Below are 22,828 nucleotides of genomic sequence, written 5' to 3' on the forward strand. Positions count from 1 at the left end.
GTGAAGCGAAACGACCCGCCACAGCGTCGTGGCGGGTCGCTTCGAGCCGGGATCAACCGGCCATGAACTCCTGGTAGGCCGACTCCAGCGTCGGCGGCAGGGCCTTGACGTTGCACTGCCGCTCGGTGTCACCGATCGGTGCCAGGATGCCGCGCAGGTCGAAGTACTCCTGGGGGTGCGCGGTGAAGTAGCCCCGCAGGTTGGACTCGGCCTCCGGCCGCGGCTGGGTGTAGGCGGCCCTGACCACGTCGTTGGCGCCCGGGTGCGCGGCCAGGTACTGCTCCGCCGAGCCCTGCGCCGACGAGACGGTGGCGTTGACCCCGCCGGGGCTGCAGTCGGGCGCTGCGGCCGCCGACGGCGCGCCGACGAGCCCCATGGTGATCCCCCCGAGCAGGCAGCCGGCACCGACGCCGGCCAGCCGCCGGCGCGCGACAATACTGCTGATTTTCATGATGAATGTGTCCTTCGAAATTACGAATTGATTCTTGCCAGAGAGGCTCCCGATCCTCGAAAACCAAAGTAGCGGAATTCAACAGTGGTCGTGATCGCCCGCGAGGAACGGAAAGTGCGCGAACCCCGCGAATCGGCCACGGAACGCGGGCGTTCACTAAGCAAATGGTCAAATCCGCCCGGCGATGTTGAGAATTCTTAGGAACGGGCCGGCAATTCTTAAGGATTCGTGATCAGGATCGTGACGGAATCGTGACCTGAAATCACCGCCACTGCGTGCCATTTTCGGAGGCGCGGATCAGTTGGAGCGCCTCGCCGATCGAATCGACCAGGGGCAGGCCGAGCCCGGTCACCAGGCGGGTGAGCCGACGCAGGGCGACACCGCCGATCACGCTGCAGTGCAGCCGGGCGAGCCGGCACTCATCCTGCACGAGCAGCAGCACCCGAAGGCCCGCGCTGCCCAGGTAGTCCACGCGGCTGAAGTCCAGGATCAGCGGGGCCCGCAGTCGCACGAAGCGCCGGATCGCCTTGGCGATGAGGTCGGCGTTGGACGCGTCGATTTCGCCGCTGACGCCGAGTACGGTGGCCAGGCCGTGCGCCTGCACGTCCAGTCGCGCCCCGGCGCAATCGATTTCGTAGCAGTGGAGTCGTTGTTCGACTCGGTAGGGTTGAGCAGTCATATCGTCGCCCCATCGGATGGGTGAGTGAGGAGCGACCGGTGCCCACGGCCGCTCGCGTGAGGGCAGCTGTGGATTCAACCTGAGGTGACCATAACGCCGTTGCCTCCGTCGGCGCAGGAAAATGACGACGGCCCGCGGTGACCTGGTGTGGTCAGCGCGCTCGACCAGCGCATCCGGCACCGAATGGTCCGCGCACCGTCGGCAACTCTTCGTTTTCTGGCTAAGGACGACCGGTCAGGTCTGGGAGAAATCCGGCCGGTGCAGCGTCGCGCCATCGCCGTCCCCGTCGGTGCTCGCCGGCGGCACCGTCCGGAGCCAGGTTTCGACGTCGGGCCCGACGACCACCGCGCGCTCGGGGGCGAGCAATGCCCCGGCGGCGAGCGCGGGAACGGCGGGCTGCACCACCCGCACCGCACGGCCATCGCCTTGCTGGGCAAGGACTTTCGAGGTCAGCTCGGGCAGCCGGATGGCATCGGGACCCGTGATGGTGCGCGGCGTGTGCGTCTGTCCGAGGGCCGCCTCGACGAGGACGTCGGCGACAGTGTCGGCCGCGATGGGCTGTATCAGCCAATCCTCCACGATCACCTCGTTCCCGTCACAAATCACCGGCCCCGCTGGGCCGGTGGCGGATTCATACCACTGGGTCGACTTCACGACCGTGGCCGGGACCGGGCCCTCGAGAAGGATCTCTTTCGCCGCCCGTTTGCCCTCGAAGTAGGGCAGCCCGTCGAACACCGGATCGTCGATGCCGGCCAACGTCGCCACCACCAGACGCTGCACGCCCCGCGCGGAGCAGACACCCATGACGTTGCGGGCGGCCAGCGTCTCGGTGGCAGTGGGGTGACCGTCGTGCGGCTCGGGGTTGGCGACGTCGATCGCGACATCGACTCCTTTGAGCGCCCGGTACAGGCTCTCGCCGTCGAGCACGTCGACGCCGTGGGTGCGGGAAACCTCCACGACCGCGACGCCCCTGGCCCTGAGCCTGGCGACGACGCGCGACCCGGCGGTCCCGGTCGCCCCGATCACGGCGACGGTGGTCAAGAAACCTCACCCGCTTTCGTTGGTGGTCGCTCATTACTACCCACCGGATCGCGTCCCAAACGGTCCAATTTGAAGGTGGAATCGTTCCGTGATCGCGCGCACAGCGGTCTGCGCGTTTGACGGTTCGGCCGACGGGAACGCCGTATGAGCGAGATGCACAGTAAACAAAAGGGAGGTCGACCCCATGGGGGATGACAAGAGCGGACCGCAGGAAGCGGTCAAGGGCGCCGTCGAGGGCGTCAAGGGAAAGGTCAAGGAGGCCGGCGGGACCGTGCTCGGCCGCGACGACATGGTCGAGGAGGGCCAGGCCCAGCAGGACAAGGCCGACGCCCAGCGCGACGCGGGCAAGAAGGAGGCCGAAGCCGAGTCCGCGCGGGCCGGCGCCAAGGCCGCCGAGGAGCGTCAGAAGGAAAACCAGTAGCACGCTGACGAAGGGGTCCGGTTCCGTCTAGGGGCCGGGCCCCTTTTTCGCTTTCGCGGGCGTGCCGGGTTTCAAACCGCGCGGGCCGGTTATTCCTGGCTACGACCGGATGAACGAGGTGGAACATGGGCCTGAGCGATCGCGTCTTGAGCATCGTCGCGTTCCTGCGCGCGGGCTACCCGGGCGGTGCCCCCGCCCTCGGCCACTCGCCGGTGCTGGCGCTGCTGCCGCGCCGGGTGTCCGACGACGAGGTCGCCACCATCGCGACGAAACTGCTGGTCCCGACGTGTCGTTCGATCTCCAATGTGGACGTCGGGGTGGAAATCACCCGGGTCACCGACGCGCTGCCCTCGGTAGACGAGATCGCGCGCGTCAAGCGCCGGCTCAGCGCGATGGGATAACCGGCCGGCGATTCACGAATGCACGAGGTCGACGACCAGCGGCCGGTGATCGGAGATGTTCATCGGCTCGGCCGTAACGGCCTTGCCGCGCAGTCCGCGATCGTCGGTCAGGATGTGATCCAACTGGCGGTCGGGGGCGTGCGCGGGGAACGTCGCCGCGGCCGCCAGCGCCCGCATGCCCGACCAGCGCCGCACGGTCTTGGGTGTCATGTTGAGGTCCCCGGTCAGCAGCCGGGGGCCCGGGAAGCCGCGCAGGTCGTGCACCAGCCGGCGCAGCTGACGCCGATTCCAGCCGGGCACGAAAGACAGGTGGGTGTTGGCTACCGTCAGCTCGCCCATCGGGGTGCGCATCCGTGCGATGACCGCCGCCCTGGGCTCCTCGTCGACGACCATCACCCGGTTGGGACCCGGCAGATACATGGGAAAGCGCATCGGAATGCGGGGCAGCCGCACCACCTGCCAGCTGGTCACCGGGTACCGCGACAGCAGCGCGATGCCGTAGGCGGCGGTCCCGGGCTGTTCTCGACCCGTCGCGGCCATCCACGTCGCCCCGGGCGTGCCGGAGATCGCGGCCACGAACCGGTGCTCCACGGCGCCCATCGCCTCGGCCGCCACCGCGGTGAGATCGGCCCGCTCGGACCGCGGCTGATCGCAGTCGACCTCTTGCAGGCTGAGCACATCGGGATCGAGTCGGCGCACGCAGTCCCGCAGCCGTTGCACCTCCACCCCGTCGCCGACGGTGCGGCCGTGCAGGATGTTGAAGGTCGCCACGCGCATAGGGTTTCTCCTACCCATTTTCTCCTAGCCACTCTCGGGGTCGCACTGTCATGCGTCGGCGGCGGATTCAGCGCACGCCCGGCACCCCTTCGCGTCCTGCCACCGACCTTCCGTCGCCGGTGTCGAACACCTCGATGACGACATCGTGATCCTGGTAGCGGCCCAGCGACGTCAGCCCGGGTGTCCCCGCGATGACGGCGTGGGCCGCGTCGCCGGTGAGTGGATAGTCGGTCACGTCGTGACGCCAATGCGCGGCGAGGATCGTTGCGCCGCGCTCCAGCCGGGGAAATTCGCGACGCAGCACCGCGGTGAGTGTTTCAGGCGCCAGGTAGTAGGCGACCTCGCTGAGTACCACCAGGTCGAACGGCCCCGCGGGCCACGCCGCGTCCAGCGACGACCGGGTCAGCGTCACCCGGTCGCGACAGCCGGCCCGCCGCAGGCGGGCGTCGGCGCCGCGAAGCGCGGCATCTGCGACGTCGACGGCCGTCACGTGGTCGCAGCGCTCCGCCAGTCGCGCGGTCAACGTGCCGATGGAGCAGCCCGGCTCGAAGGCGTGCCGATACCGGAGGGCTGGCAACAGCGCCAGGGTGATCGCGTACTTGCGTTGCTCGTACCACCGCGTCGAGAGCTGCCAGGGATCGTCGGTGCCGACGTACATCCGGTCGAAGTAGGCGTCGGGCAGCCGCGTGGTCACCGGAAGACCACTTCCCCCACGGTGAGCAGGCGCTGCAGGACGAACGGCGGCAAGACCGGTGGTGTTTCACCGCGACCGGGCCGCAACTGACTCCGATAGCACTGCGCCGCTTGGCGTTTGCGGTTGACGGCCCAACCCGGGGCGAGAACCGATCTGGCGCGGTCCCACGGCACCGCGGGGTCGGCCGGAGCGGCCCAGTGCCACATCCAGACCGGATATTCCAGCAACGCGACGCCGGTGCGCACGCATGCAGCCACGGCCGCGCGGCCCACGGCTTCGTGGTCCGGGTGTCCATCGCCTCGCCAGGTGGCGGCGCACCAGGTGTCGGGGCCCGCGGTCCGCAATATCCCCACCAACGCCTCGGTGAGCCGATCCTGGTGGTTGGCCAGCTCGCCGTCGGGCAATCCTAGCCGGACCGGCGGGGCGGAACCCAAAATACTTGTGGCCCTGCGGAGTTCGTATCGACGGGTGGTGGACAGCCGAATCCGGCCGGACAGCGTCGCGCCCGGCTGGGCGGCACCGCCGTCGCTGGCCGACACCACCCGGACGTCGACCCCCGCCGCCGCCAAGTGTGCGATGGTCGCGCCCAGGCCGAGGGTTTCGTCATCGGGGTGGGCCGCCACGACGATCAGGCGTCGGCATCCGGCGAGGTCGAGCGCCGGCAGGGGAGCGCGCTCAAACGCGGCTAGCCACAGGGGTGCTGGGGTGCCGCCGGAGGTCAGCGGCTTGGCCGCGAACCTGGCGCTGTTGCTGATCGGCGCGGTCCTCACGGCGTCCTCAACGCTGGCTGCCCGCGAGCCGCCCGAGCTCGGCGAGGTCGCGCTCGGCGTGGCTTTGCCGAATGTAGATGCTCAGGTCGGCGACCCGCTGGGCGTGCCGACCATCCTGGCAGAGTGGCCCCGGGCCCAAGGCGCGGCCGGTGCGGGTGATGGCTTCATCGACCGCGTGCTCCACCACCGTGCGCACGCGACGGGCCAGCAGTTGAGCGGTGCCGGTACGGTCGAACGGGTCGGCGTCGACCTGCGCCGCCGCGGCGGCCAGCATCGCGTCGCCGGCGGCCAGCGCGGCGTCGACGGCGCCGAGATGGGCCAGCGAATAGGCATCGGCGGATTCGCTCTTAGCGCAACGGTATAGCGGATCTGCGACGCGGCGTGCGCCCCCGAGCCAACAGGCGGCCACCCCGATCGCGCCGTGCCAGAACCCGGGCCGGTCCAGGTAGTCGCCGGGGTCGCCGACCGCAACGGCGTGAGTGTTGGTGAACTGCACGGGCCGCGTATCGCTGCCGGCCATGCCGGCGTTCCACCAGGTGCTGGGCAGCGGTTTCACGCTCCCGTCAGTCACCTGGACGGCGAACAACCCCCGCGTGCCGTCCTCCAGCCGGGCGGTCACCAGAGCGTGGGTGCAGAACCCGGCGCCCGAGCACCACACCTTGGTGCCCGCGAGTGTGAATGCACCGTGGGTGTCGGTGGCGGTGAGCACCGCGTCCGGGGACTCCGCGGCCCAAACTCCCCACAGTTGGCCGGATTCCGGTGGCTTACCGCCCAACTCGTGAAGAATCGCGACCGCATCGACGTGCGCTTCGGCGACCCTGGCCGCCACGATGTTCTCTTCGGCCAGCGACGAGAGCCGTTGCCAGCGCTCGGCGGTGCGCCCGGAGGCGGGCAGTGGGAGCTCGAGTCTTTCCGACTCCAGCCAATGCCTGACCAGTCCCGCCGTCACGCGCAATCACCCGCCGCCGATCTCCCCAGTTGCCTGAGGTGGTGAGCGAACCCGTGTGGCGCCCGAGCCTGGGTTCGCGCCGACGTGATGACGGAGAGTTCGGTGTCGCGGTGAACGCGGTAGCCGGCGGCCTCGAATCGCTCGACCAGGTCGGAATCCTCGCCGGAGGCGAGCGTGCGAAAGCCGCCGACGCGCCAGTAGGCCCGTGCGCTGAAACCCATGTTGGCGCCGTGTATGTGGTCGTGTTGGTCGCGCCGGTAAAGCGGGTTCGCTTGGTAGGACTGCAAATAGCGGTTGACGACTTCGGCGCCGTGGTGGCGCCAGTCGGTGACTCGCACCACGCCCAGCACCATGTCGGCCCGCGCCCGGAGTTGGTGCACCAGCCAGTCGGGGTCGACTCTGCTATCCGCATCGGTGGTGGCGTACCAGCACCGGTCGGGGTCCCCGACCAGCGACCGCGCGTAACCGAACCCGACCGCCCGCGCCGTGCCGACGTTGTGCGCCTCGACGCTGATGAAGTGCACATCGGGCCCGTACTCGCCGGCCAACTCGGCACTGCCGTCGTCGCAGTCGTCAAGCACCACAACGACGGTGACCGGGATGGGGGCGCACAGGGCGGCGGTGAGGACGGCGCGCAGGCAGGCCGGCAGCTTCGCCCGCTCGTTGCAGGCGGGGATTACGACGGCGGCGGCTTCGTAGGCGCCGAGCCAAGCGGTTGACACCTCGAAAGATTTTCCCAATTGGGGGCAGATTAAACGGGCTTACCAATCTCCGGCCGCGTTAGCGCAGGTTGCACTGGCCGTCGGCCGGGTATGACTTGGGCACCATGGGACCGATCGAGACCCACGTCGACGCACCCGCTTCCAGCATGCAGCTGCGGGAAGCGCTGCGCGGCGCCGCGTCGGCGCTGAAGGAGAACGGCCCCCGCTTCGCGCTGGCGGGCAGCTACGCGTTGTGGGCCTACGGTGCGCCGGAGCCCACCCATGACGTGGACCTGGTGGTGGCCGAGTCGGACGTGGAGGACGCCGTCGCGACGCTGCGCAATGCGGGCTTCGCCATCGAGCGTCCCCCGGAGGATTGGCTTTTCAAGGCGCGCACCGGCGACACGGTGGTGGATGTGCTGCACCGCCTCAACGGCGTGCGGGTGGAGTCGTCCACGCTGGACTGCGCCGAGCAGCACGACGTGCTCGCCGTCAGGATGCCCGTGCTACCGCCGACGATGGTGCTCGTCCAGCAACTTCGCGCCCTGGGCGAGCACTACTGCGACTTCGCCAGGCTGCTGCCGGCCGTGCGCGCCGTCCGCGAGCAGCTGGACTGGGAGCGGATCCGGGCGCGCACCGCCGACAACGATTACGCGGTCGCCTTCCTGGTGCTGGCCGAGCGGCTCGGCCTCACTCAGTGATTGCGCAGCTTGGCTACCAGCTTGTCCTTCGTCAGGTTCGAATACCCTGACATGCCAAGCTCTTTCGCCCGCTTCCTCAACTGTGGGACGGTCCAGTCCTGATACGACCCGGACTTCCCGCCCTTGCGCGAAACCGAGGACTTGCCCCGCGCGGCGGCCGCGTTGGAGATGCGGGCCGCCTTTTCCTTGGAGTCACCCTGCTTGCGCAGGTCCTTGTACAACTTTTCGTTCTTGATCGACGAGTTCGGCATGATTCACCCTCCTGTCCGCGACCAGACAACTCAGGGTGCCCGCCGCGGCCGCGGTGAAAACCCAGGTCTGCGAATCCCCGACAGCTATCCCGCGCGGAGTTGAATACCTACTGCGGAGTTGAATACCTACTATTGATGCGGGTAGTCGAAAGTGATGACTGACGAATCCGGCGGCTTGCGTGGCGTGGTGGCGATCGGCGCCTCCGCGGGGGGAGTGGAGGCGCTGTCGAAGCTGGCGGCGGGTTTGTCCGCCGATGTGCCGTACGCCTACCTGGTGACCCTGCACATTCCCGCCGGCGCGCCGAGCGTGTTGGCTCGCATCGTCGACCGCAGCGGGCCGTTGCCGGCCGTCACCGCGGAAGACGGCGCCAAACTCGAACCCGCGCGAATTTACGTCGCCCCGCCCGATCGACATCTGCTGGCCGCCGACCACCGCGTGGTCCTCTCGCAGGGCCCGACCGAGAACGGGCACCGGCCGGCGATCAACGCGCTGTTCCGCTCGGTCGCCCTGGCATTCGGGCCCCGCGCGATCGGAGTCGTGCTCTCGGGCGTGCTCGACGACGGTGTGCTCGGCCTGGGTGCCATTCGGTCCCGCGGCGGTACCACCATCGGCCAATCACCCGACGACGCGTTGTTCCCCGCCATGCCGGCCAACGCGCGCGACGCCGGCGTGCTGGATCATGATGCGGCGGCCGCCGACATCGGCGCGGTCCTCAAAGAGCTGTCGCACCAGAAGACCAAGGACCCCAACATGGAACGCGACGCCGCGATGGAGCTCGAAAACCGGATCGCCATGATGTCGCGGTTTTCGACCGACTTCGACACCCAACAGCTCGGCACCCCGTCCGGGTACACCTGCCCGGACTGCAACGGCTCCCTGGTGTCCGTCAGCGAAGGCAACTTCCGCTGCCAGGTGGGGCACGCCTGGACGGCCGACGCGCTGCTGGCCGCGCGGGACACCGAGGTCGACGGCGCGCTGTGGGTGGCGCTGCGCAGCCTGCAGGAGAAGGCCCGATTGGCGCGGCAATTGGCGGACAAGGCTGGACCCGGTCCCCTGAAGATGCGTTACAGCGGCCTCGCCGAAGAAACCGAACGGGCGCTGGCGGTGCTCAGCGACCGGTTGTCGGCCACCGCTCCGCACGGCGGTGATGGCGGTGACTGAGTCGGCCATCCGCATCGCCGCCGAAGAACAACAGGACATGCCGATCCTGGTGGCGGACGGCGTGCTGGACAGCTCCACGTATCGCGGCCTGCGCGACATCGTGATCAAGGCCGCGCTGGACGAGCCCCGCGCGGTCATCGTCGACGTCGACCGGCTCACCGTGCCGACGGCCTCTGCCTGGACCGTTTTCACCAGCGCTCGCTGGCACGTCAGCACCTGGCCCGACGTACCCATCCTGCTCGTGTCCGCGGAACCGTCCGTCCGGCGGGCGATCATCGGGGTCGGGGTGGCCCGCTACGTGCCCGTCCACGCGAGCCGCGAGCTGGCGCTGGATGCCGTGCGCGGCCGGGCGCCGCAGATCAGGCGCCGCGCGCGCACCGAGCTGCCCCGTTCGGACGGCACCCTGGGGATGGCCCGAACCGTCGTCACCGACTGGCTCACCGAATGGGACCGGCGCGCGGTGATTCCCATCGCGACCACCGTGGCCACCGTCTTCATCGAAAACGTGCTCCACCACACCGAGAGTGCCCCGGTGCTAATCGTCGAAAGCCATCGCGAGGCCGTCACCGTCGCCGTACAGGACGCCAGCGACCAGTTGCCGGTCCGGCACGAGGACGGCCGGCGCGGCGCGGAAACCGTGTCCGGTCTGGCCATCGTTTCCGCGCTGTGCCGGACGTGGGGCGCCACCCCCACCTCGTCCGGCAAGACCGTCTGGGCGATGGTCGGTCACGACGATCGATTCTGACGACCGCGAGTAGTGTTCAAGTCCTTCGGCCAGGCTCGATGCGGACGGGACTTGAATGGACGGCACGACTGACGAGGCTTTCGAGGCCCTGCTGCGCTACATGCGCGATTCGCGGGGCTTCGACTTCACGGGGTACAAGCGCACGTCGCTGATGCGCCGGGTCCGCCACCGAATGGATCAGGCGGGCTACAGCACATTCGAGGAATACCTCGACTTCCTGCAGGCCAGTTCGGACGAATTCGCGGCCCTGTTCAACACCATCCTGATCAACGTCACCGCCTTCTTTCGTGACCCGGACGCGTGGGAGTACATCGCTTCCGAGGTCATTCCGCGGATGCTGGCCGAGCGTGGTCCCGGCGATCCGATTCGGGTGTGGAGCGCGGGATGCGCCTCCGGCGAGGAGGCCTACACGCTGGCCATGCTGCTGGCCGAGGCGCTGGGCGCCGAGGGTTTCCGGCAACGGGTCAAGATCTACGCCACCGACATCGATGAGGACGCGCTGACCGAGGCGCGGGCGGCGTCCTATGACGCCAAGGCCGTCGAGTCGGTGCCGCCCGATCTCCTGGCGCGCTATTTCGAACAGGTCAACGGCCGCTACGTGTTTCAGAAGGAGTTGCGCCGCGCGGTGATCTTCGGTCGCAACGATCTGGTCAAGGATGCGCCCATCTCCCGCGTCGATCTGCTGGTGTGCCGCAATACGCTCATGTACCTCAACGCCGAGACTCAGCGAAACGTCCTGGGCCGCTTGCACTTTGCGCTCGCACCGCAGGGCACGCTGTTCCTCGGGCACGCCGAGATGTTGCTCAGCCACGGCGACCGGTTCACGCCGCTGAACCTCAAGCACCGCATCTTCCGCAAGGCGGTCGGAAGCCACAGCGGGGTCGAGCGCTACGACCCCGCCGGCGCGTTCTACGAACGCAACGTCGACCTCACGGGCCTGACGACGGTGCGCGACTTGGCTTTCCGTGCCAGCCCGGTGGCCCAGATCGTGGTCACCGGCGAGGACACGGTCGCGATGATCAACCAGCAGGCCGAGACGTTGTTCGGGCTCTCGGCCCGCGACATCGGCCGGCTGCTGCGCGACCTCGAAGTCTCCTACCGCCCGGTCGAGCTGCGCGCCTATCTGGAGCAGGCCAAGGTGGAGCGGCGCTCGGCGCGCATCCAAGACGTCAAGTGGCAGCGACCGGGCGCCGAGACCGTTTGGTTCGAGATCCACGTCAATCCGCTGGTCGACGCCGAGAACGGGCTGCTGGGCGTGTCGATCGTGTTCTTCGACGTCAGCGCGACGCGCGCGCTGCTGGACAAGGTGGTCCAGACCAATCGCCAGCTGGAAGTGGCGTACGAGGAGTTGCAGTCCACCAACGAGGAACTGGAGACCACCAACGAGGAATTGCAGTCCACCGTGGAGGAATTGGAGACCACCAACGAGGAGCTGCAGTCCACTAACGAAGAGCTCGAGACGATGAACGAGGAGCTGCAGTCCACCAACGACGAACTGCACACCATCAACGACATGTTGCGGGAACGCAGCCTCGAACTCGACGAGGCGAAGGTCTTCCTCGATTCGCTGGTCGACTCGGTCCAGATGGGCATGGTGGTGGTGGATCGCGAGATGAAGGTGATCCTGTGGAACCGCGGGTGCGAAGAGCTGTGGGGCCTGCGGTCCGAGGAGGCGGTGGGAACCCGGCTGACCGCCCTGGACATCGGCCTGCCCCTGGACAGCGTGCGGTCCTTGATCGGCAATGCGTTCGTCGACGCCGACAGTTCCGGTGAGACGGAAGTCGACGCGATCAACCGCCGGGGGCGCCCGACCCGGGTGCGCGTTACGTGCACGTCGTTCCGGTCGGGTGAGGGCACGGTCGGGGGCGCCCTGTTGCTCATGGAGGTCGTGAGCTAGCCGCGTCAGTGGCCCCACCGCGCGGCCGCTTCCTCGGCCGCCTGGTGCGCCAACTGCGCGCGCCGCCGCGACTCCGCGGCCCTGCGTCGCGCCATCGCCACCGATTCGGTGGTGGCGCCGAGTCCGGCGGATAGGTCCCTGCGTCGACGGCTGAGCTCTTCGGCGCGTTCGCGCGCCAGGTCGGCCCGGCCCGCCGCGGTGTTCACCAGGTCGCTGCGCCGGAGTTCGGGCAGTTCGCCGACGTCCTCCGCCCCGCACCGGTCGCCACCGTGGTGCGGCGGCGGTTCGGGCAGCGGCGCTCCCTCGACGATGCCGGTCAGCACGCGGCCGATCTGGTGGATCGGCAGCACGAGGTCGGCGCCGGCGGCCGCCGCCGCCACGGGCATCGACGTGTACAGGGCCGTCTCCGGACTCTCCGCGATGACGATGGCGCCGGCCCGCTTCATCGCGGAGGTACCCGCGGCCCCGTCCTGCCCGGAGCCCGACAACACCACCGCGACGCTGCGCGGTCCGTACGAGGCGGCGACCGACCGCAGCAGCACGTCGAAGCGGCGCACGCCCAGATCCCTGATCGGGCGCAGGCGACAGCAGCCGTCGGGCGTCAGTTCAAGGTGCATCCCCGGCGGACAGACCACCGCCTGACCCGGGCAAAGGGGCCGCCCGTCGTGGGCCCAACAGACTTGCTGTGCGGTCTGCCGCCGAAGGATCGCCGGGAGGACGCTGTCGTGGGCGCCGAGGTGCTGCTGCACGACGATGGCGGCCGGGAAATCGCCCGGCAGATCACCGAGGACCGTCGAGAGCGCGTCCAACCCCCCCGCCGAGGACAACAGGACTACCAGTTCGACGGCGGGCCGATGCGGGTCGCTGGCCACCCTTTCAGTCTTCCAAATCGACGACCACACCACAGTCCGGCGAACGATCCCGCCCCACCGCGGCTATCCGCCATGCGAAACGGAGGCGCTTCAGGCGAAGCCCCGCGCCGCCACGGTTTCGCCGGTATGGGGCCGGGTACGCCATCACGCCATGGGCGACGCAACGGGGTTGAAGTGAGGATTGCGATCGTCAGCGGCGACGACATTGTCGGTGACGACCCGCAGGAACTGTCCGCCGCACTGGCGGCCCGCGGAAATGCCGTCACCAGGTTCGTCCGGCAGAACCGACGGCGGCCCGCGGGGATCGGAACTTGCGGCCACCGCACAGTGTCGATCTCCGTCGGGCCGCGGTCGACGAATTCGGACCTGGACGTGCTGCCCTACGTCGGCGACTGGGCGGGGGCGCTCGCAGACGAGTGGTCCGCTGAGGCGCCCGACGTCGTGCACGCGTACGGGTGGCTGGGCGGTTTGGCCGCCCAGCTGGCCGCACGGCGCCAAGGGGTGCCGGCCGTCCAGAGTTTCCTGGGCCTGGCCACCGAGGCCGCGGCGCCCTCACCCATGGGCGCGCCGGCGGAGGGCGAACGGCTCCGCGTCGAACCGCTGTTGGCTCGCAGCGCCAACTGGGTCACCGGTGAGAGCTCCGACGACGTCGACGCGCTCGCCAGGCTGCGCCGCAGCCGGGCCCGCGTATCCGCTTTGACAAGCGGGGTGGACGTCGAGCGATACAACTCGAGCGGCCCGGCGCAGGCCCGCACCGACCTGCATCGCATTGTGTGCCTTGCGCCGAACCCCAAGCCGTGCAACGGCTTCGACATTGTCATCAGGGCGCTGGCCAGGGTCCCGGGCACGGAACTGGTGCTGGCGGAGACGGAAGCCTCGAATCGTGAGTGCGACGAGGCGCGGCTCAAACTACAACTTCTCGGCGCCGGGTTGGGGGTGTCCGACCGGGTCCGGTTTGCGGGCACCGTTTCCGGCGATCGACTGGCGATGCTGCTGCGGTCCGCCGATGTGGTCGCCTGCACCCCGCGACAACCTCCACGCGCCACCGCGGTGCTACAGGCGATGGCCTGCGGCGTGGTGGTGGTGGCCTACGGCGTCGGCGTGCTCAGGGACGCCGTGGTGGACAACGTCACCGGCCTCGTGCTGCGCCCGGAAACTCCCACCCAGTTGCCAGCCGCGTTGAGAAGCCTTCTCGCGCAGAGGTTTCAGTGTATGAGCATGGGTTCTGCCGGTCGCAGTCGTGCGCTGTCTCGATATGCCTGGGACCGGATCGCGCTCGACTGCCTTAACATCTACCAACGGGCGGGTTCCACAACTTGGATGCCGCAACGCTTGCAGTCATCGGGCATCCGGTGATGCAATGAGGGCAGCGCGCAACACCCTGGGGGAGCGCCGACTATGACCGCCTTGACGAGCGTTACCGACAACACCGGCCCCGGTGAGGTGGCCGGCGCGGTCGGCCGACTGCCCGTTACGGACCAAACCGACCCCAGCCGCATGGGCGATGCTGTGCGGCAAGCCCGGGATCCGGGCTCGGCACTTCGGCGCGACCAGTTCCGCACCGTCGATCCGCGGGCCGCGCGGCAGTTCCTGGCCGGCGCCTACCATCCCGCCTGGCGCATCGCCGGACTCACGAGCCGGTCGGCCGTCTCCCATCGGCGGTGCGAAGCGGGCGCCGCGACGGTCGACGACGTGATGATCCAGGGCCGCGTCTCGCTGGAGATTGTGGCCTCCGAAAGCATCATCGTGATCCAGCCCCGCGGGGGCTCGATGAGCGTCGCCGGGGGGCCGCCCGCGACGGTGGATTTCCCGGTGCTGGTCGCCCAAGGCATGCCGTGCGTGTTGCAGTGCAACGGCGCCCGGTTCGATGTGGTCAGCCTGGCCGCCGACGTGCTGCACAAGGTCGCCGCGGACTGGGGTGCCCCGCCAGCCCGGCAGATTCATTTTTCGGATTGGCGCCCGCGTTCGCGCGCCGCCGTGCGGGCGTGGCACCGGGCGCTGGATTACGTCGCCTTGACCCTGGCCGGACCGGACACAGCTGACCAGCCACTCGTGGTCGCGGGGCTGGCCCCGTTGCTGGCCGGCGCGCTGCTGGAATGTTACCCGTCCAACGTCACGGAGCTGGACCTGGCCAATGAGCCCGCACTGCCCGAAACGCTCAAGGACGCAGTGGCTTTCATCCATCGACACGCCGGCGGGGACGTCAGCATCAACGACGTCGCGGCCGCGGTGCACCTCACGCCCAGGGCGGTGCAATACCTCTTCCGCCGCCAACTCGGCAGCACCCCAACGGAATACATCCGCCGCGTCCGCCTCAGCCGGGCCCATCAAGACTTGTTGGCCGCCACGCCGTCCCACGCCACCGTGACGGAGATCGCCCAGCGTTGGGGTTTCGCGCACACCGGCCGATTCGCGGTGCTGTACCGGCAGACCTACGGTCAGAGCCCGCACACCACCCTCCGGCACCTGACCGCGGGGTCGTGATCGCGACACGCCGCTGAGCCGCAGGTCAGATCCGCGGGCCGCATTGAATCGCCAGGCCCCAAGCCGACGCGCCGAACGATGTTTTTCGCACGGCGAGCCGTAGGTGAAAACGCCTGGTTGAAGGCGAATCCGGGTCGCGCGGCCGAGGGCGGGTGGCCGGTTATGAGCACCGCCGGTCGCCATTGCCGGTAGGCTTGGGTCAGGTTGAGTCCCCAGCTGCCGTTATCAACGGGCGCCAAACGGACACCGTCGTCGCTCGCCCTGCCTTATCAAGCCTGAAGGGCGCACATTCACATGACTGCTTCACCCGATCTACGTACACCCGATCGACATACGCCCGAGCTGCTCGGGGAGCCCCGTAGCCGCTACCAAATCGATTGCGCCGGAGTGCAAATCCACGTTCACGCCCGCAGCACCGCCACGGTCTTACGCGTCGAGGGAGAAATCGATGCGGCCAACACGGACCTGATCGCCGAGGCGATTCGGCGCTTTTCTCGGCTCAGGGCCCCGCTTGTCCTCGACCTCACCGGCCTGGATTTCCTTGCCGGTTCGGGCCTTCGAGCGCTGCTCGCCCTCAACGAGGAGCATCGGCAAGCCCAGCTGCGCTGCTGCATCGTCAGCGGCGCGGCGCTGCGCCGGCTCACGCGGGTGCTGCCCGAACACTGCCTGCCCATTGCCGACTCGGTCGATGCCGCCCTGGCGCACATCGAAGGCGCGACCACGGCCCGCCGGCGGCTGGTATCGGGCCCGGCCCGGCAGCACGAGCCGCAGCACGACACGGCGACGCGACTCCGCGGGCTCGCGTCCTAGCGGCCCAATCGGCGCATCAACTGGTCCGCGGCGTAGCGACCGCTGGCCATGGCGCCGTGCACCGTCGCCGGGTTGTTGACGCCGACCGCCTCCCCGGCCAGATAAAGCCGGTCGCCGACCGGTTCTTGCAACCGGCGCCGGTCGTCGAGGCCGGAGCCGGGCGCATGAAAGGAGTAGGCTCCGCGCGCATACGGGTCGGCGCTCCAATCCGATGTCTTGACCTCCACGGGCGCGGCGTCGCCGAACAGGCGGCGGGCGATGGGCCTCGCGGTGGCGATCAGATCCTGTGGGGCCGAGGACTCCACGGCCCGGCCGCGCCCGCCGGCGTTGAACGCCAACACGATTGGCCCCGCCGCGGCGGGCAGCGTGAACCATTGCGCCCACGTGCCGCTGTCGGCGGCGAGGTACTGATAGAAGGCGTTGTCCACCATCCAGCCGCGCCGGTCGAAGCGGAAGAAACTCTTGGACAGCACCCCGAACCCCAGGGCGTCCACCGCGTGGCTGTGGCGGCTCGGCAAGGGCGGATCGAACGTAATGGCACGGGCTTTCAGCACGCCGAGCGGGACGGTGACGATCACGGCGGGGCCCTGGAACGACCGAGCTTTCGCGCGAACGGTGACGGAGTCGTCGCGCTGCGCGATTCCGGTCACCGGTGTGTTCAACTCGACCTGAAGCCCGCCGGCGAGGAGCCTCGGCAGCGCGTCATAGCCGTTCGTGATGACGTCCTGATCGCCGCCGGTGTAATCGCCCTCGTCAAAAGTGATGGCGGACAGTTGATCCGCGTCGGCGGCGAATTCGTCCTCGATCTCGGTGGTCAGGTAGAAGGCCAGCTGGGCGCGGTCCGCGGCCGAAAGGCCCTCGGAGACGGCCGCCGCGTTGACGGCGGCCGCCAGGCTGCCAGCGTCGACTTGGTAACGCGCCCGCTCCACGAACGCGCGCCACGGCGTCGGGTCATAGTCCAGCGGTGGGAGTTTGGGATCGACGACCAGCTTGGCCCAGCCGTAATAGTCGGTCGTGACCAGCTGAGCCTGCGCCCGCCGCGCCAGCTCCAGCAACGGGTTGTCCGCCGTGCCGTGGATCCACGACGCTCCCATCTCCAGCGGTGCGCCCCAATCGCGGTCGGTGTGGATGCGGCCGCCGATGCGGTCGCGGGCCTCGATCACCCGCACCGGCCATCCCGCGTCGGCGAGGACACGAGCGGCGGACAGGCCGGCCATCCCGGCCCCGACGACAAGGATCGACCGGGTGTCCGGTGGGGGCGGCCGCGCGGGCGGCGGACGCCGTGGGGCGCACGCGGCCATCAGTCCGCCGCCCACCACACCGGTGGTCGCCGCGATGAATTCCCGACGGGACATCGGGTACACGGGTGTTAGCGTCTCATACGAGAAACGGTTTGCCGGATTTACCGAATCCGAACGGACGTGGGGGATAAACTTGCGACAGTCCTTAACTGCGGCGACGAGGCCGAGTTGAATGGGGGAGCGGCGATGAGTGCTCGGCGATCGGCTCGCGTGATCGACCCCTATCCCGACGTGTTGCCCCCCAGCCAGACCGTGAGCGTCCGGGCCACCGACGGCACCCGCCTGCACGCCGAGGTCTTCGGGCCCGCCGACGGCTACCCCATCGTCCTGACGCACGGCATCACGTGCGCCATCCGGGCCTGGGCATACCAGATCGCGGACCTGGCCAACGACTACCGCGTGATCGCCTTCGACCACCGCGGCCATGGGCGCAGCGGTATGCCCCGCCGCGACGGCTACAGCCTGAAACACCTTGCCTCCGATCTGAATTCGGTGCTGGATGCGACGCTGGCGCCGCACGAGCGCGCCGTGCTGGCCGGGCATTCGATGGGTGGCATCACCATCGCCGCGTGGTCGGCGCGGTACCGGCACATGGTTCGCCGCCGCGCGGACGCCGTCGCGCTGATCAACACCACCACCGGGGATCTGGTCCGCAAGGTGCAATTGCTGTCGGTGCCGCACGGGCTGTCACCCGCGCGAGTCGCCGCCGCCCGCGCGCTGATCCACGCGTTCGGCGGGTTCCCGATCCCGACCGCCGCCCGGATTCCGAGCCGCTATCTGGTCGGCATGCTGGCGGTGGGCAAGGAGGCCGACCCGGGCATCGCCAGGATCGTGCACCAGTTCTTCGAACAGACGTCACCCGCGGGGCGCGCCGGCTGCGCCAGGATGCTGGTCGCCGCCTTGGGGTCGCGCTACCTGGAGCTGGACGGTTTGACGGTCCCGACGCTGGTCATCGGCAGCGAACGCGACCGGCTGACCCCGATCAGCCAGGCCCGCCGGATCGCGGGCACGGCGCCCAACGTCGTCGGCCTGGTCGAGCTGCCCGGCGGCCACTGCTCGATGCTGGAACACCCGCGCGAGGTGAATCGGCATTTGCGGGCGCTCGCCGAATCGGTGATCCCGGACGTGCGGATCAGTTCATAACAGGGCGGTGATCTCGGCGGCCGCCCGCTGGCCGGACCGCACGGCGCCGTCGAGGAATCCCGTCCATTCGTCCGCCGTCTCGGTGCCGGCCCAGTGAATCGGGCCGACGGGCTCGCGCAGGAACGGCCCGAATCGGGTCCACGATCCCGGAGGAACCGCCGCGGTGGGGCCGCCGGGCGCGAACTGCTCTGCGCCCCAACGGTGGTCGACGTAGTCGAGCGGTTTGAGCGCGTCGTCGCCGAACAACCTGGCGAAGCCGCTCAACGCCGCGTGCCGACGTTGCTCGGGGGCCAGCTCGTCGAACTCGCGCGCGTCGACGAACCCCATCAGGATGCCGGGCCCGTCGGCGTGCGGACTGACGTCGAAGGTGATGAACACCGGTCCGGTGTCGGACAGCGCCTGCCCGGAGAAGCCGTCGGCCCGCCAGAAGGGTGTGGAGTAGGCCGCATAGGCCTTGCTGAGCTGGCCCTGCGGCCAATGCCGCGCGAGTTGGTGATACTCGGCGGGCAGTGGGGGAGCGAACTCGATCGACGCGCGGTGGGCGGGCGGGACCGCGACCACCACGAATCCGGCCTCGGCCTGGCCGACGTCGGTGGTGACCGTGACCCCCGCGCCGTGCCGGTCGATGCGGCGGACCGGCGCGCCCAGCACCACGCGGGTGCCCAGCTCGGCCGCCGCGGCCTCGGCGATCTGCTGGGTGCCGCCCGGAAAACGGTCCTGCTGGGCGCCGTTTTCGACGTCGAGCAGCCGGTCCAGGCCGCCGGCGGCGTGCGTGTAGCGGGCCGCGTGCAGCATCGAGACGTCGTCGGGCTCGCACCCCCAGGTCACCCGGGACACGATCGCCAGCAGGTCACGCGACGACGCGGTGGCACGCACCGAGCGCAGCCAGCCGCCGAGCGAGACGTCGTCGAGCTCGGACGCCCGGCGCGCGTCCCAGGGGGCGTCCACCGGGATGCTGCGGGCGATCCGGTCGAATTGCCAACGCAATCGGCCGATGTCGAGCAGCCCGGTCAGCGAGAGTTTGGGAATGGTGCCGCGGTAAGAGTGCGTCCAGCCGCGCCAATGGATGACGTTCTTGCCGTCGTGATGGGTAGGAGTGGTCGGGACGTCGAGCTCGGCGGCCAACGCCAACACCGCGTCCTGGGTGGGTCCGACAAAAGTGCCGCCCAGATCGGCGGGCAACCCGGCCACGCTGCCGGTGAAGGACCGACCGCCGACGCGGTCGCGGCCTTCGAAGACCACGACGTCATGACCCTGGCGGGCCAGCTCGCGCGCCGCGGCAAGCCCCGCGAATCCTGCACCGACCACGACAACGTCGACGATCCACGGCGGATTTGGCACGGGGAACAGTCAACCGCAATTCTTGCGATTTCGTAGGGCGAATGCCCGACACCCACGAACGTCGACTTGTTGCGCGAGATGGCCCGAAAATCTCCGACAAGTCGACGTTCGCGGGCTGCCTAGGGGGCGACCGTCAGCCAGTCGGCGAATCCCGACGGGTCGTGGCGGCCCAGCGCGCCGTGCTCGTAGAGTCCCCAACCCTCCACCGGCTCGCGCTCGCCGTCGCGGCACACCGCCCGGCCGACGTGGTCGATGACGCCGAAACCCGACCGCGCGACGATCCCCGGGTCGGTCATGTCGTAGGTCAACCGTTCGACGAACTTCTCGCCCTTCCACGTGCCGTGCAGCCAGTCCGAGTCGCCGCCGTAGCCGCCGCCGACGTGGATGGGCACCGGCAGCTTGGACTCCACGTCGAAGTGGACCGGCGTGCCGTCGGGGGCGGTCGCGTCGATCGTCGCCCCGGTCGGGATGCGGGTGCCGGACCGGTAGTGGATCTTCACCCGCGGCCAGCCCAGCTGCTCGACGCGGCCGTCGCGCCAGATCCGGGTGCAGTCGTTGAGCGAGCGGAAGCCGTCGGGCGCTTCCTGGATGATCAGCACGATGGCGAACTCCTCGAACGCCATCGGCACGTAGAGCCACCACATGCCCTCGAACGGCGGGTCCGCGGGTCGCCCGGCGGGCTCAGGTTCGCCGATCGGCCTGATGCCCCAGGACCGGTCGCGGCTGCCGAGCCAGGTCGCGGGGTCGACGGCGATCTCCTCGCCGTCGACGGCGATGCGACCGCTCCAGCTGCCCAGCTGGGCGAACCGCTGGGCGTCCAGGGTCACCCGGTTGCCGGACCGCATCAGGTGCGGCTGCTCCTGCACGACGTCGAACAGCCCCTCCCAGGTGAGATCGGCCGCGATGCCCTCGGTTTCGTCAAGGACCAGCCGCAGCTTGTGCAGCGGCTCGACGACCTCGATCCGATAGCCGTTGACCTTCTGGTTCAGCCGGTCCTGGTCGATCGCGTCGGACAGGTGCACCGCGGTCTGGGTGTCCCCGCGCCGGACGAGGAAGAACGCGTCCTTGACACCGAGGTTGGGGTAGTAGCCGATGCCGCTGATGACGAAGATGTCTCCGGTGCGGTCGTGGGCGTTGAAGTAGGAGCGGTCGTAGAAGTTGCGGTCCGAGGAGCCCGGCCACGCGATCGGCTGCGGGATCTGATGTACGGGGAACTCGTCGAGCGGTCCGAGCATTACTGATCCTCTCCGATCAAACGCCTCATCAATCCGGCGTGGTAGAACAGCGATTCGACATCGTCGGGCTTCTCTGTTTCGCCGAAGTGCACCCGGCGCGCGCCGGTGCGCATGAACACGCAGGCCCACATGACACCCGAGTAGACGTAGAACCAGCGCAGGTCGCCGACCTCCACGCCGGTCAGCCGCTGGTAGGTGGCGCGGACGTCTTCCTCACGCATCACCTCCGGCAGTCCGGGCAGCCCGGCCAGGGCGGTCAATTCTTGAAAAACCATGTGGGCGTAGATCATCCACGCCACGTCGAGCTCGCGCGGTCCGAGCGTGACCATTTCCCAGTCCAGCACCGCCACCGGGGAGAAGTCGCGGTAAAGCACGTTGCCCACCCGGGCGTCGCCCCAGAGCAGCACGGGCTCGCGGCTGGCCTGTTCGGCCGGCCAGTGCTCCTCCAGCCAGGCGAAGGTCCGCTCCAGCAGCGGTGAGGTGCCGATGTCGGGCACCGCGAAGTCGTACCAGGACCGCACCCAGTTGAAGTGCCGGCGCAGCGCGGTGTCGCCGTTTTGCCCGTCGGACAGGAAGCCAAAGGTGTTCTGGGCGTCCGGGATTGAATGCAACTTGGCCAGCACCCCGACGGTCGCGTCCTGCAGTTCGCGCTGGCGTTCGGCGGGGGCGTCGGCGAACCAGTTGTTGCCGAACGTGTAGGGCATGACGTCGGGCGGCACCACCCCGTCGACGTAGTCCATGACGAAAAAGGGCGTGCCCAGCACCTCGCCGGTGGGCTCGAGCCAGCGCACCGGCGGGACCGGGACGTCGGTGATTTCGCCGACCTTTCGGATCACCTCGAATTGGTGGTCAAGCCGATAGGTGGGGAAGACCTGCACGTCTTCGGGGGCGGGGGCGACCCGGGTCACCAGCTTCTGCTCGACAGGCTCGCCGTCCTGCTGCCAGCGGGCGGTCAGGATGATCGTTTCCGAGGACATCCCCGTCGAGTCGACGCCGCTTTCGACGGTGACCTCCGGGTTCGCACCGGCGGGTAGGACGGTCGACAGCCATTGCGACATGACGGCGGGTAGCGTCGTGACGTCGCGGCTGGAGCGCTGAAGTCGGTCGACCTTGTCGAGCACGGGTTCGTTGGCCACGGGTGCCTCCATTCTGTGAGACTTCGTTCTCTTTGAGACGTTCCCTTTGAGACCTGGGCGCGGCAATTACGATACGGTAGGTAGCGTTATGAAAGCAGACCCGTCCGACATTGACAAGGCCCCCGGCGCCGGCCGCCCCCGGGACCCGCGTATCGACTCGGCCATCCTATCGGCCACCGCGGAACTGCTTGTCCAAATGGGCTATTCAAACCTGAGCCTGGCGGCGGTCGCCGAGCGTGCGGGAACCACGAAATCCGCGCTGTACCGGCGGTGGTCGAGCAAGGCCGAGTTGGTGCACGAGGCGGCCTTCCCGGTGGCGCCGACCGCGCTGGAGGCGCCGGCCGGGGATTTCGCCGCCGACGTCCGCATGATGATCGAGGCCACCCGCGACGTCTTCACCACCCCGGTCGTCCGCGCCGCCCTGCCCGGGCTGGTCGCCGATATGACGGCCGATCCCGCGCTGAACGCGCGGGTGATGTCCCGCTTCGCGGACCTGTTCGCGACGGTGCGGGTGCGGCTGAGTGACGCGGTCGACCGGGGCGAAGCCCATCCCGACGTCGACCCGGACCGGTTGATCGAGCTGATCGGGGGCGCGACGATGCTGCGCATGCTGCTGCGCCCGGAGGACGAGCTCGACGATGCGTGGGTGGAGCAGACGACCGCCATCGTGGTGCACGGGGTGACGCGATGACGGGGCGCCTGTCGGGGCGGACCGCGATCGTCACGGGCGGCAGCCGCGGGCTGGGCCGGGCGATCGCGCTGGCCCTGGCGGCCGACGGCGCCGCCGTGGCGGTGGCCGGGCGCACCGAGCAGGTGTGGGACGAGCGGCTGCCCGGCACCATCGGCGAGACGGTCGCCGACATCGA

26 protein-coding genes are annotated in these 22,828 nt (G+C 69.2%); 12 read left to right on the forward strand and 14 right to left on the reverse strand.

The genetic code is table 11. The annotated features are described in order from the left end of the window. Positions 1-52: 52 nt before the first annotated feature. From A9X05_RS13325 to A9X05_RS13335, 3 genes are all read right to left on the reverse strand, one after another. A complete protein-coding gene (locus tag A9X05_RS13325; protein WP_067761081.1) occupies positions 53-451 on the reverse strand; it encodes a heme-binding protein in 399 nt (132 codons plus the stop codon). Positions 452-713: 262 nt separating this feature from the next. Continuing rightward, entirely contained in the window at positions 714-1,130 is a 417-nt protein-coding gene (locus A9X05_RS13330; RefSeq protein WP_067781902.1) for an STAS domain-containing protein, read from the reverse strand. A gap of 234 nt (positions 1,131-1,364) precedes the next feature. Continuing rightward, on the reverse strand, positions 1,365-2,171 hold the full coding sequence (locus A9X05_RS13335) for an SDR family oxidoreductase (RefSeq protein WP_067781905.1): 807 nt from the start codon (positions 2,169-2,171) through the stop codon (positions 1,365-1,367). A 184-nt stretch (positions 2,172-2,355) separates the two neighbouring features. Here A9X05_RS13335 and A9X05_RS13340 point away from each other — a divergent pair, with 184 nt between their 5' ends. Then, a complete protein-coding gene (locus A9X05_RS13340; protein ID WP_067761077.1) occupies positions 2,356-2,592 on the forward strand; it encodes a general stress protein CsbD in 237 nt (78 codons plus the stop codon). 125 nt (positions 2,593-2,717) lie between these two features. Further along, the gene (locus tag A9X05_RS13345) at positions 2,718-2,993 is read left to right on the forward strand and encodes a DUF3349 domain-containing protein (protein WP_067761075.1); all 276 of its coding nucleotides are present in this window, start codon (positions 2,718-2,720) and stop codon (positions 2,991-2,993) included. A gap of 12 nt (positions 2,994-3,005) precedes the next feature. Here the strand turns inward: A9X05_RS13345 and A9X05_RS13350 are convergent, their stop codons facing one another. The 5 genes from A9X05_RS13350 to A9X05_RS13370 all read right to left on the reverse strand — a co-directional run bounded on the left by A9X05_RS13350 (position 3,006) and on the right by A9X05_RS13370 (position 6,905). Continuing rightward, a complete protein-coding gene (locus tag A9X05_RS13350; protein WP_067761073.1) occupies positions 3,006-3,770 on the reverse strand; it encodes an endonuclease/exonuclease/phosphatase family protein in 765 nt (254 codons plus the stop codon). 67 nt (positions 3,771-3,837) lie between these two features. Next, on the reverse strand, positions 3,838-4,464 hold the full coding sequence (locus A9X05_RS13355) for a cyclopropane-fatty-acyl-phospholipid synthase family protein (RefSeq protein WP_231978357.1): 627 nt from the start codon (positions 4,462-4,464) through the stop codon (positions 3,838-3,840). Further along, complete coding sequence (locus A9X05_RS13360; RefSeq protein ID WP_067781908.1) at positions 4,461-5,234, reverse strand: PIG-L deacetylase family protein; 774 nt, start codon at positions 5,232-5,234, stop codon at positions 4,461-4,463. The genes A9X05_RS13355 and A9X05_RS13360 overlap by 4 nt, the downstream gene beginning before the upstream one ends. A 7-nt stretch (positions 5,235-5,241) precedes the next feature. Further along, complete coding sequence (locus A9X05_RS13365) at positions 5,242-6,183, reverse strand: acyl-CoA dehydrogenase (RefSeq protein ID WP_067761068.1); 942 nt, start codon at positions 6,181-6,183, stop codon at positions 5,242-5,244. Further along, positions 6,180-6,905, reverse strand: coding sequence for a glycosyltransferase family 2 protein (locus tag A9X05_RS13370; RefSeq protein WP_067761066.1), 726 nt, complete (start codon positions 6,903-6,905; stop codon positions 6,180-6,182). Before A9X05_RS13370 ends, A9X05_RS13365 begins: the two co-directional genes overlap by 4 nt. Positions 6,906-7,009: 104 nt before the next feature. On the opposite strand from A9X05_RS13370, the gene A9X05_RS13375 reads away from it, so the two are divergent. Beyond that, positions 7,010-7,585 carry a nucleotidyltransferase family protein gene (locus tag A9X05_RS13375; RefSeq protein ID WP_067781911.1) on the forward strand — a complete coding sequence of 192 codons (576 nt, stop codon included), beginning with the start codon at positions 7,010-7,012 and terminating at the stop codon, positions 7,583-7,585. Here the strand turns inward: A9X05_RS13375 and A9X05_RS13380 are convergent. Beyond that, positions 7,579-7,836 (reverse strand): Rho termination factor, encoded by a 258-nt coding sequence (locus A9X05_RS13380; RefSeq protein WP_067761060.1) that lies wholly within the window; start codon positions 7,834-7,836, stop codon positions 7,579-7,581. The genes A9X05_RS13375 and A9X05_RS13380 overlap by 7 nt on opposite strands. A gap of 154 nt (positions 7,837-7,990) precedes the next feature. Here A9X05_RS13380 and A9X05_RS13385 point away from each other — a divergent pair, with 154 nt between their 5' ends. From A9X05_RS13385 to A9X05_RS13395, 3 genes are read left to right on the forward strand one after another with little or no spacing between them, the layout of a single operon-like run. Then, positions 7,991-8,998, forward strand: coding sequence for a chemotaxis protein CheB (locus A9X05_RS13385; protein WP_067781912.1), 1,008 nt, complete (start codon positions 7,991-7,993; stop codon positions 8,996-8,998). Continuing rightward, positions 8,991-9,743, forward strand: a complete 753-nt coding sequence (locus A9X05_RS13390) for an STAS domain-containing protein (RefSeq protein ID WP_368664929.1) — start codon at positions 8,991-8,993, stop codon at positions 9,741-9,743. Before A9X05_RS13385 ends, A9X05_RS13390 begins: the two co-directional genes overlap by 8 nt. Positions 9,744-9,798: 55 nt before the next feature. Next, positions 9,799-11,640, forward strand: coding sequence for a CheR family methyltransferase (locus tag A9X05_RS13395; RefSeq protein WP_067781916.1), 1,842 nt, complete (start codon positions 9,799-9,801; stop codon positions 11,638-11,640). Between the two features lie 5 nt (positions 11,641-11,645). On the opposite strand, the gene A9X05_RS13400 is transcribed toward A9X05_RS13395, so the two are convergent. Then, entirely contained in the window at positions 11,646-12,512 is an 867-nt protein-coding gene (locus tag A9X05_RS13400; RefSeq protein ID WP_082970954.1) for a chemotaxis protein CheB, read from the reverse strand. Between the two features lie 174 nt (positions 12,513-12,686). Between A9X05_RS13400 and A9X05_RS13405 the strand changes: the two genes are divergently transcribed. From A9X05_RS13405 to A9X05_RS13415, 3 genes are all read left to right on the forward strand, one after another. After that, positions 12,687-13,868 (forward strand): glycosyltransferase, encoded by a 1,182-nt coding sequence (locus tag A9X05_RS13405; RefSeq protein ID WP_067781918.1) that lies wholly within the window; start codon positions 12,687-12,689, stop codon positions 13,866-13,868. Between the two features lie 141 nt (positions 13,869-14,009). Continuing rightward, complete coding sequence (locus A9X05_RS13410) at positions 14,010-14,996, forward strand: helix-turn-helix transcriptional regulator (protein WP_231972888.1); 987 nt, start codon at positions 14,010-14,012, stop codon at positions 14,994-14,996. A gap of 387 nt (positions 14,997-15,383) precedes the next feature. After that, positions 15,384-15,806 (forward strand): STAS domain-containing protein, encoded by a 423-nt coding sequence (locus A9X05_RS13415; protein WP_197499052.1) that lies wholly within the window; start codon positions 15,384-15,386, stop codon positions 15,804-15,806. On the opposite strand, the gene A9X05_RS13420 is transcribed toward A9X05_RS13415, so the two are convergent. Next, a complete protein-coding gene (locus A9X05_RS13420; RefSeq protein WP_231978360.1) occupies positions 15,803-17,107 on the reverse strand; it encodes an NAD(P)/FAD-dependent oxidoreductase in 1,305 nt (434 codons plus the stop codon). The genes A9X05_RS13415 and A9X05_RS13420 overlap by 4 nt on opposite strands. Positions 17,108-17,293: 186 nt before the next feature. Between A9X05_RS13420 and A9X05_RS13425 the strand changes: the two genes are divergently transcribed. After that, complete coding sequence (locus tag A9X05_RS13425) at positions 17,294-18,250, forward strand: alpha/beta fold hydrolase (RefSeq protein WP_067761051.1); 957 nt, start codon at positions 17,294-17,296, stop codon at positions 18,248-18,250. Here the strand turns inward: A9X05_RS13425 and A9X05_RS13430 are convergent. From A9X05_RS13430 to A9X05_RS13440, 3 genes are all read right to left on the reverse strand, one after another. Beyond that, positions 18,245-19,591 (reverse strand): flavin monoamine oxidase family protein, encoded by a 1,347-nt coding sequence (locus A9X05_RS13430; protein ID WP_067781921.1) that lies wholly within the window; start codon positions 19,589-19,591, stop codon positions 18,245-18,247. The genes A9X05_RS13425 and A9X05_RS13430 overlap by 6 nt on opposite strands. A gap of 119 nt (positions 19,592-19,710) precedes the next feature. Continuing rightward, positions 19,711-20,826 carry a hypothetical protein gene (locus tag A9X05_RS13435; protein WP_067781924.1) on the reverse strand — a complete coding sequence of 372 codons (1,116 nt, stop codon included), beginning with the start codon at positions 20,824-20,826 and terminating at the stop codon, positions 19,711-19,713. Then, entirely contained in the window at positions 20,826-21,962 is a 1,137-nt protein-coding gene (locus A9X05_RS13440; protein WP_067781939.1) for a phosphotransferase family protein, read from the reverse strand. Before A9X05_RS13440 ends, A9X05_RS13435 begins: the two co-directional genes overlap by 1 nt. Before the next feature lie 88 nt (positions 21,963-22,050). Between A9X05_RS13440 and A9X05_RS13445 the strand changes: the two genes are divergently transcribed. Both A9X05_RS13445 and A9X05_RS13450 read left to right on the forward strand, forming a co-directional pair. Further along, a complete protein-coding gene (locus A9X05_RS13445) occupies positions 22,051-22,653 on the forward strand; it encodes a TetR/AcrR family transcriptional regulator (protein ID WP_067761046.1) in 603 nt (200 codons plus the stop codon). Then, positions 22,650-22,828 (forward strand): SDR family NAD(P)-dependent oxidoreductase (locus A9X05_RS13450; protein WP_156670278.1); only part of this gene is annotated, 179 nt, incomplete at its 3' end. The genes A9X05_RS13445 and A9X05_RS13450, both read left to right, overlap by 4 nt.

It is taken from the genome of Mycobacterium sp. E3298 (genome assembly GCF_001666895.1).
Lineage (GTDB): Bacteria > Actinomycetota > Actinomycetes > Mycobacteriales > Mycobacteriaceae > Mycobacterium.

Coding starts and splice junctions, on each gene's coding strand:
- A9X05_RS13325 (WP_067761081.1), bottom strand. CDS start 451: ATGAAAATCAGCAGTATTGTCGCGCGCCGGCGGCTGGCCGGCGTCGGT.
- A9X05_RS13330 (WP_067781902.1), bottom strand. CDS start 1,130: ATGACTGCTCAACCCTACCGAGTCGAACAACGACTCCACTGCTACGAA.
- A9X05_RS13340 (WP_067761077.1), top strand. CDS start 2,356: ATGGGGGATGACAAGAGCGGACCGCAGGAAGCGGTCAAGGGCGCCGTC.
- A9X05_RS13345 (WP_067761075.1), top strand. CDS start 2,718: ATGGGCCTGAGCGATCGCGTCTTGAGCATCGTCGCGTTCCTGCGCGCG.
- A9X05_RS13350 (WP_067761073.1), bottom strand. CDS start 3,770: ATGCGCGTGGCGACCTTCAACATCCTGCACGGCCGCACCGTCGGCGAC.
- A9X05_RS13375 (WP_067781911.1), top strand. CDS start 7,010: ATGGGACCGATCGAGACCCACGTCGACGCACCCGCTTCCAGCATGCAG.
- A9X05_RS13380 (WP_067761060.1), bottom strand. CDS start 7,836: ATGCCGAACTCGTCGATCAAGAACGAAAAGTTGTACAAGGACCTGCGC.
- A9X05_RS13385 (WP_067781912.1), top strand. CDS start 7,991: ATGACTGACGAATCCGGCGGCTTGCGTGGCGTGGTGGCGATCGGCGCC.
- A9X05_RS13395 (WP_067781916.1), top strand. CDS start 9,799: ATGGACGGCACGACTGACGAGGCTTTCGAGGCCCTGCTGCGCTACATG.
- A9X05_RS13410 (WP_231972888.1), top strand. CDS start 14,010: ATGGGCGATGCTGTGCGGCAAGCCCGGGATCCGGGCTCGGCACTTCGG.
- A9X05_RS13420 (WP_231978360.1), bottom strand. CDS start 17,107: ATGGCCGCGTGCGCCCCACGGCGTCCGCCGCCCGCGCGGCCGCCCCCA.
- A9X05_RS13425 (WP_067761051.1), top strand. CDS start 17,294: ATGAGTGCTCGGCGATCGGCTCGCGTGATCGACCCCTATCCCGACGTG.
- A9X05_RS13435 (WP_067781924.1), bottom strand. CDS start 20,826: ATGCTCGGACCGCTCGACGAGTTCCCCGTACATCAGATCCCGCAGCCG.
- A9X05_RS13445 (WP_067761046.1), top strand. CDS start 22,051: ATGAAAGCAGACCCGTCCGACATTGACAAGGCCCCCGGCGCCGGCCGC.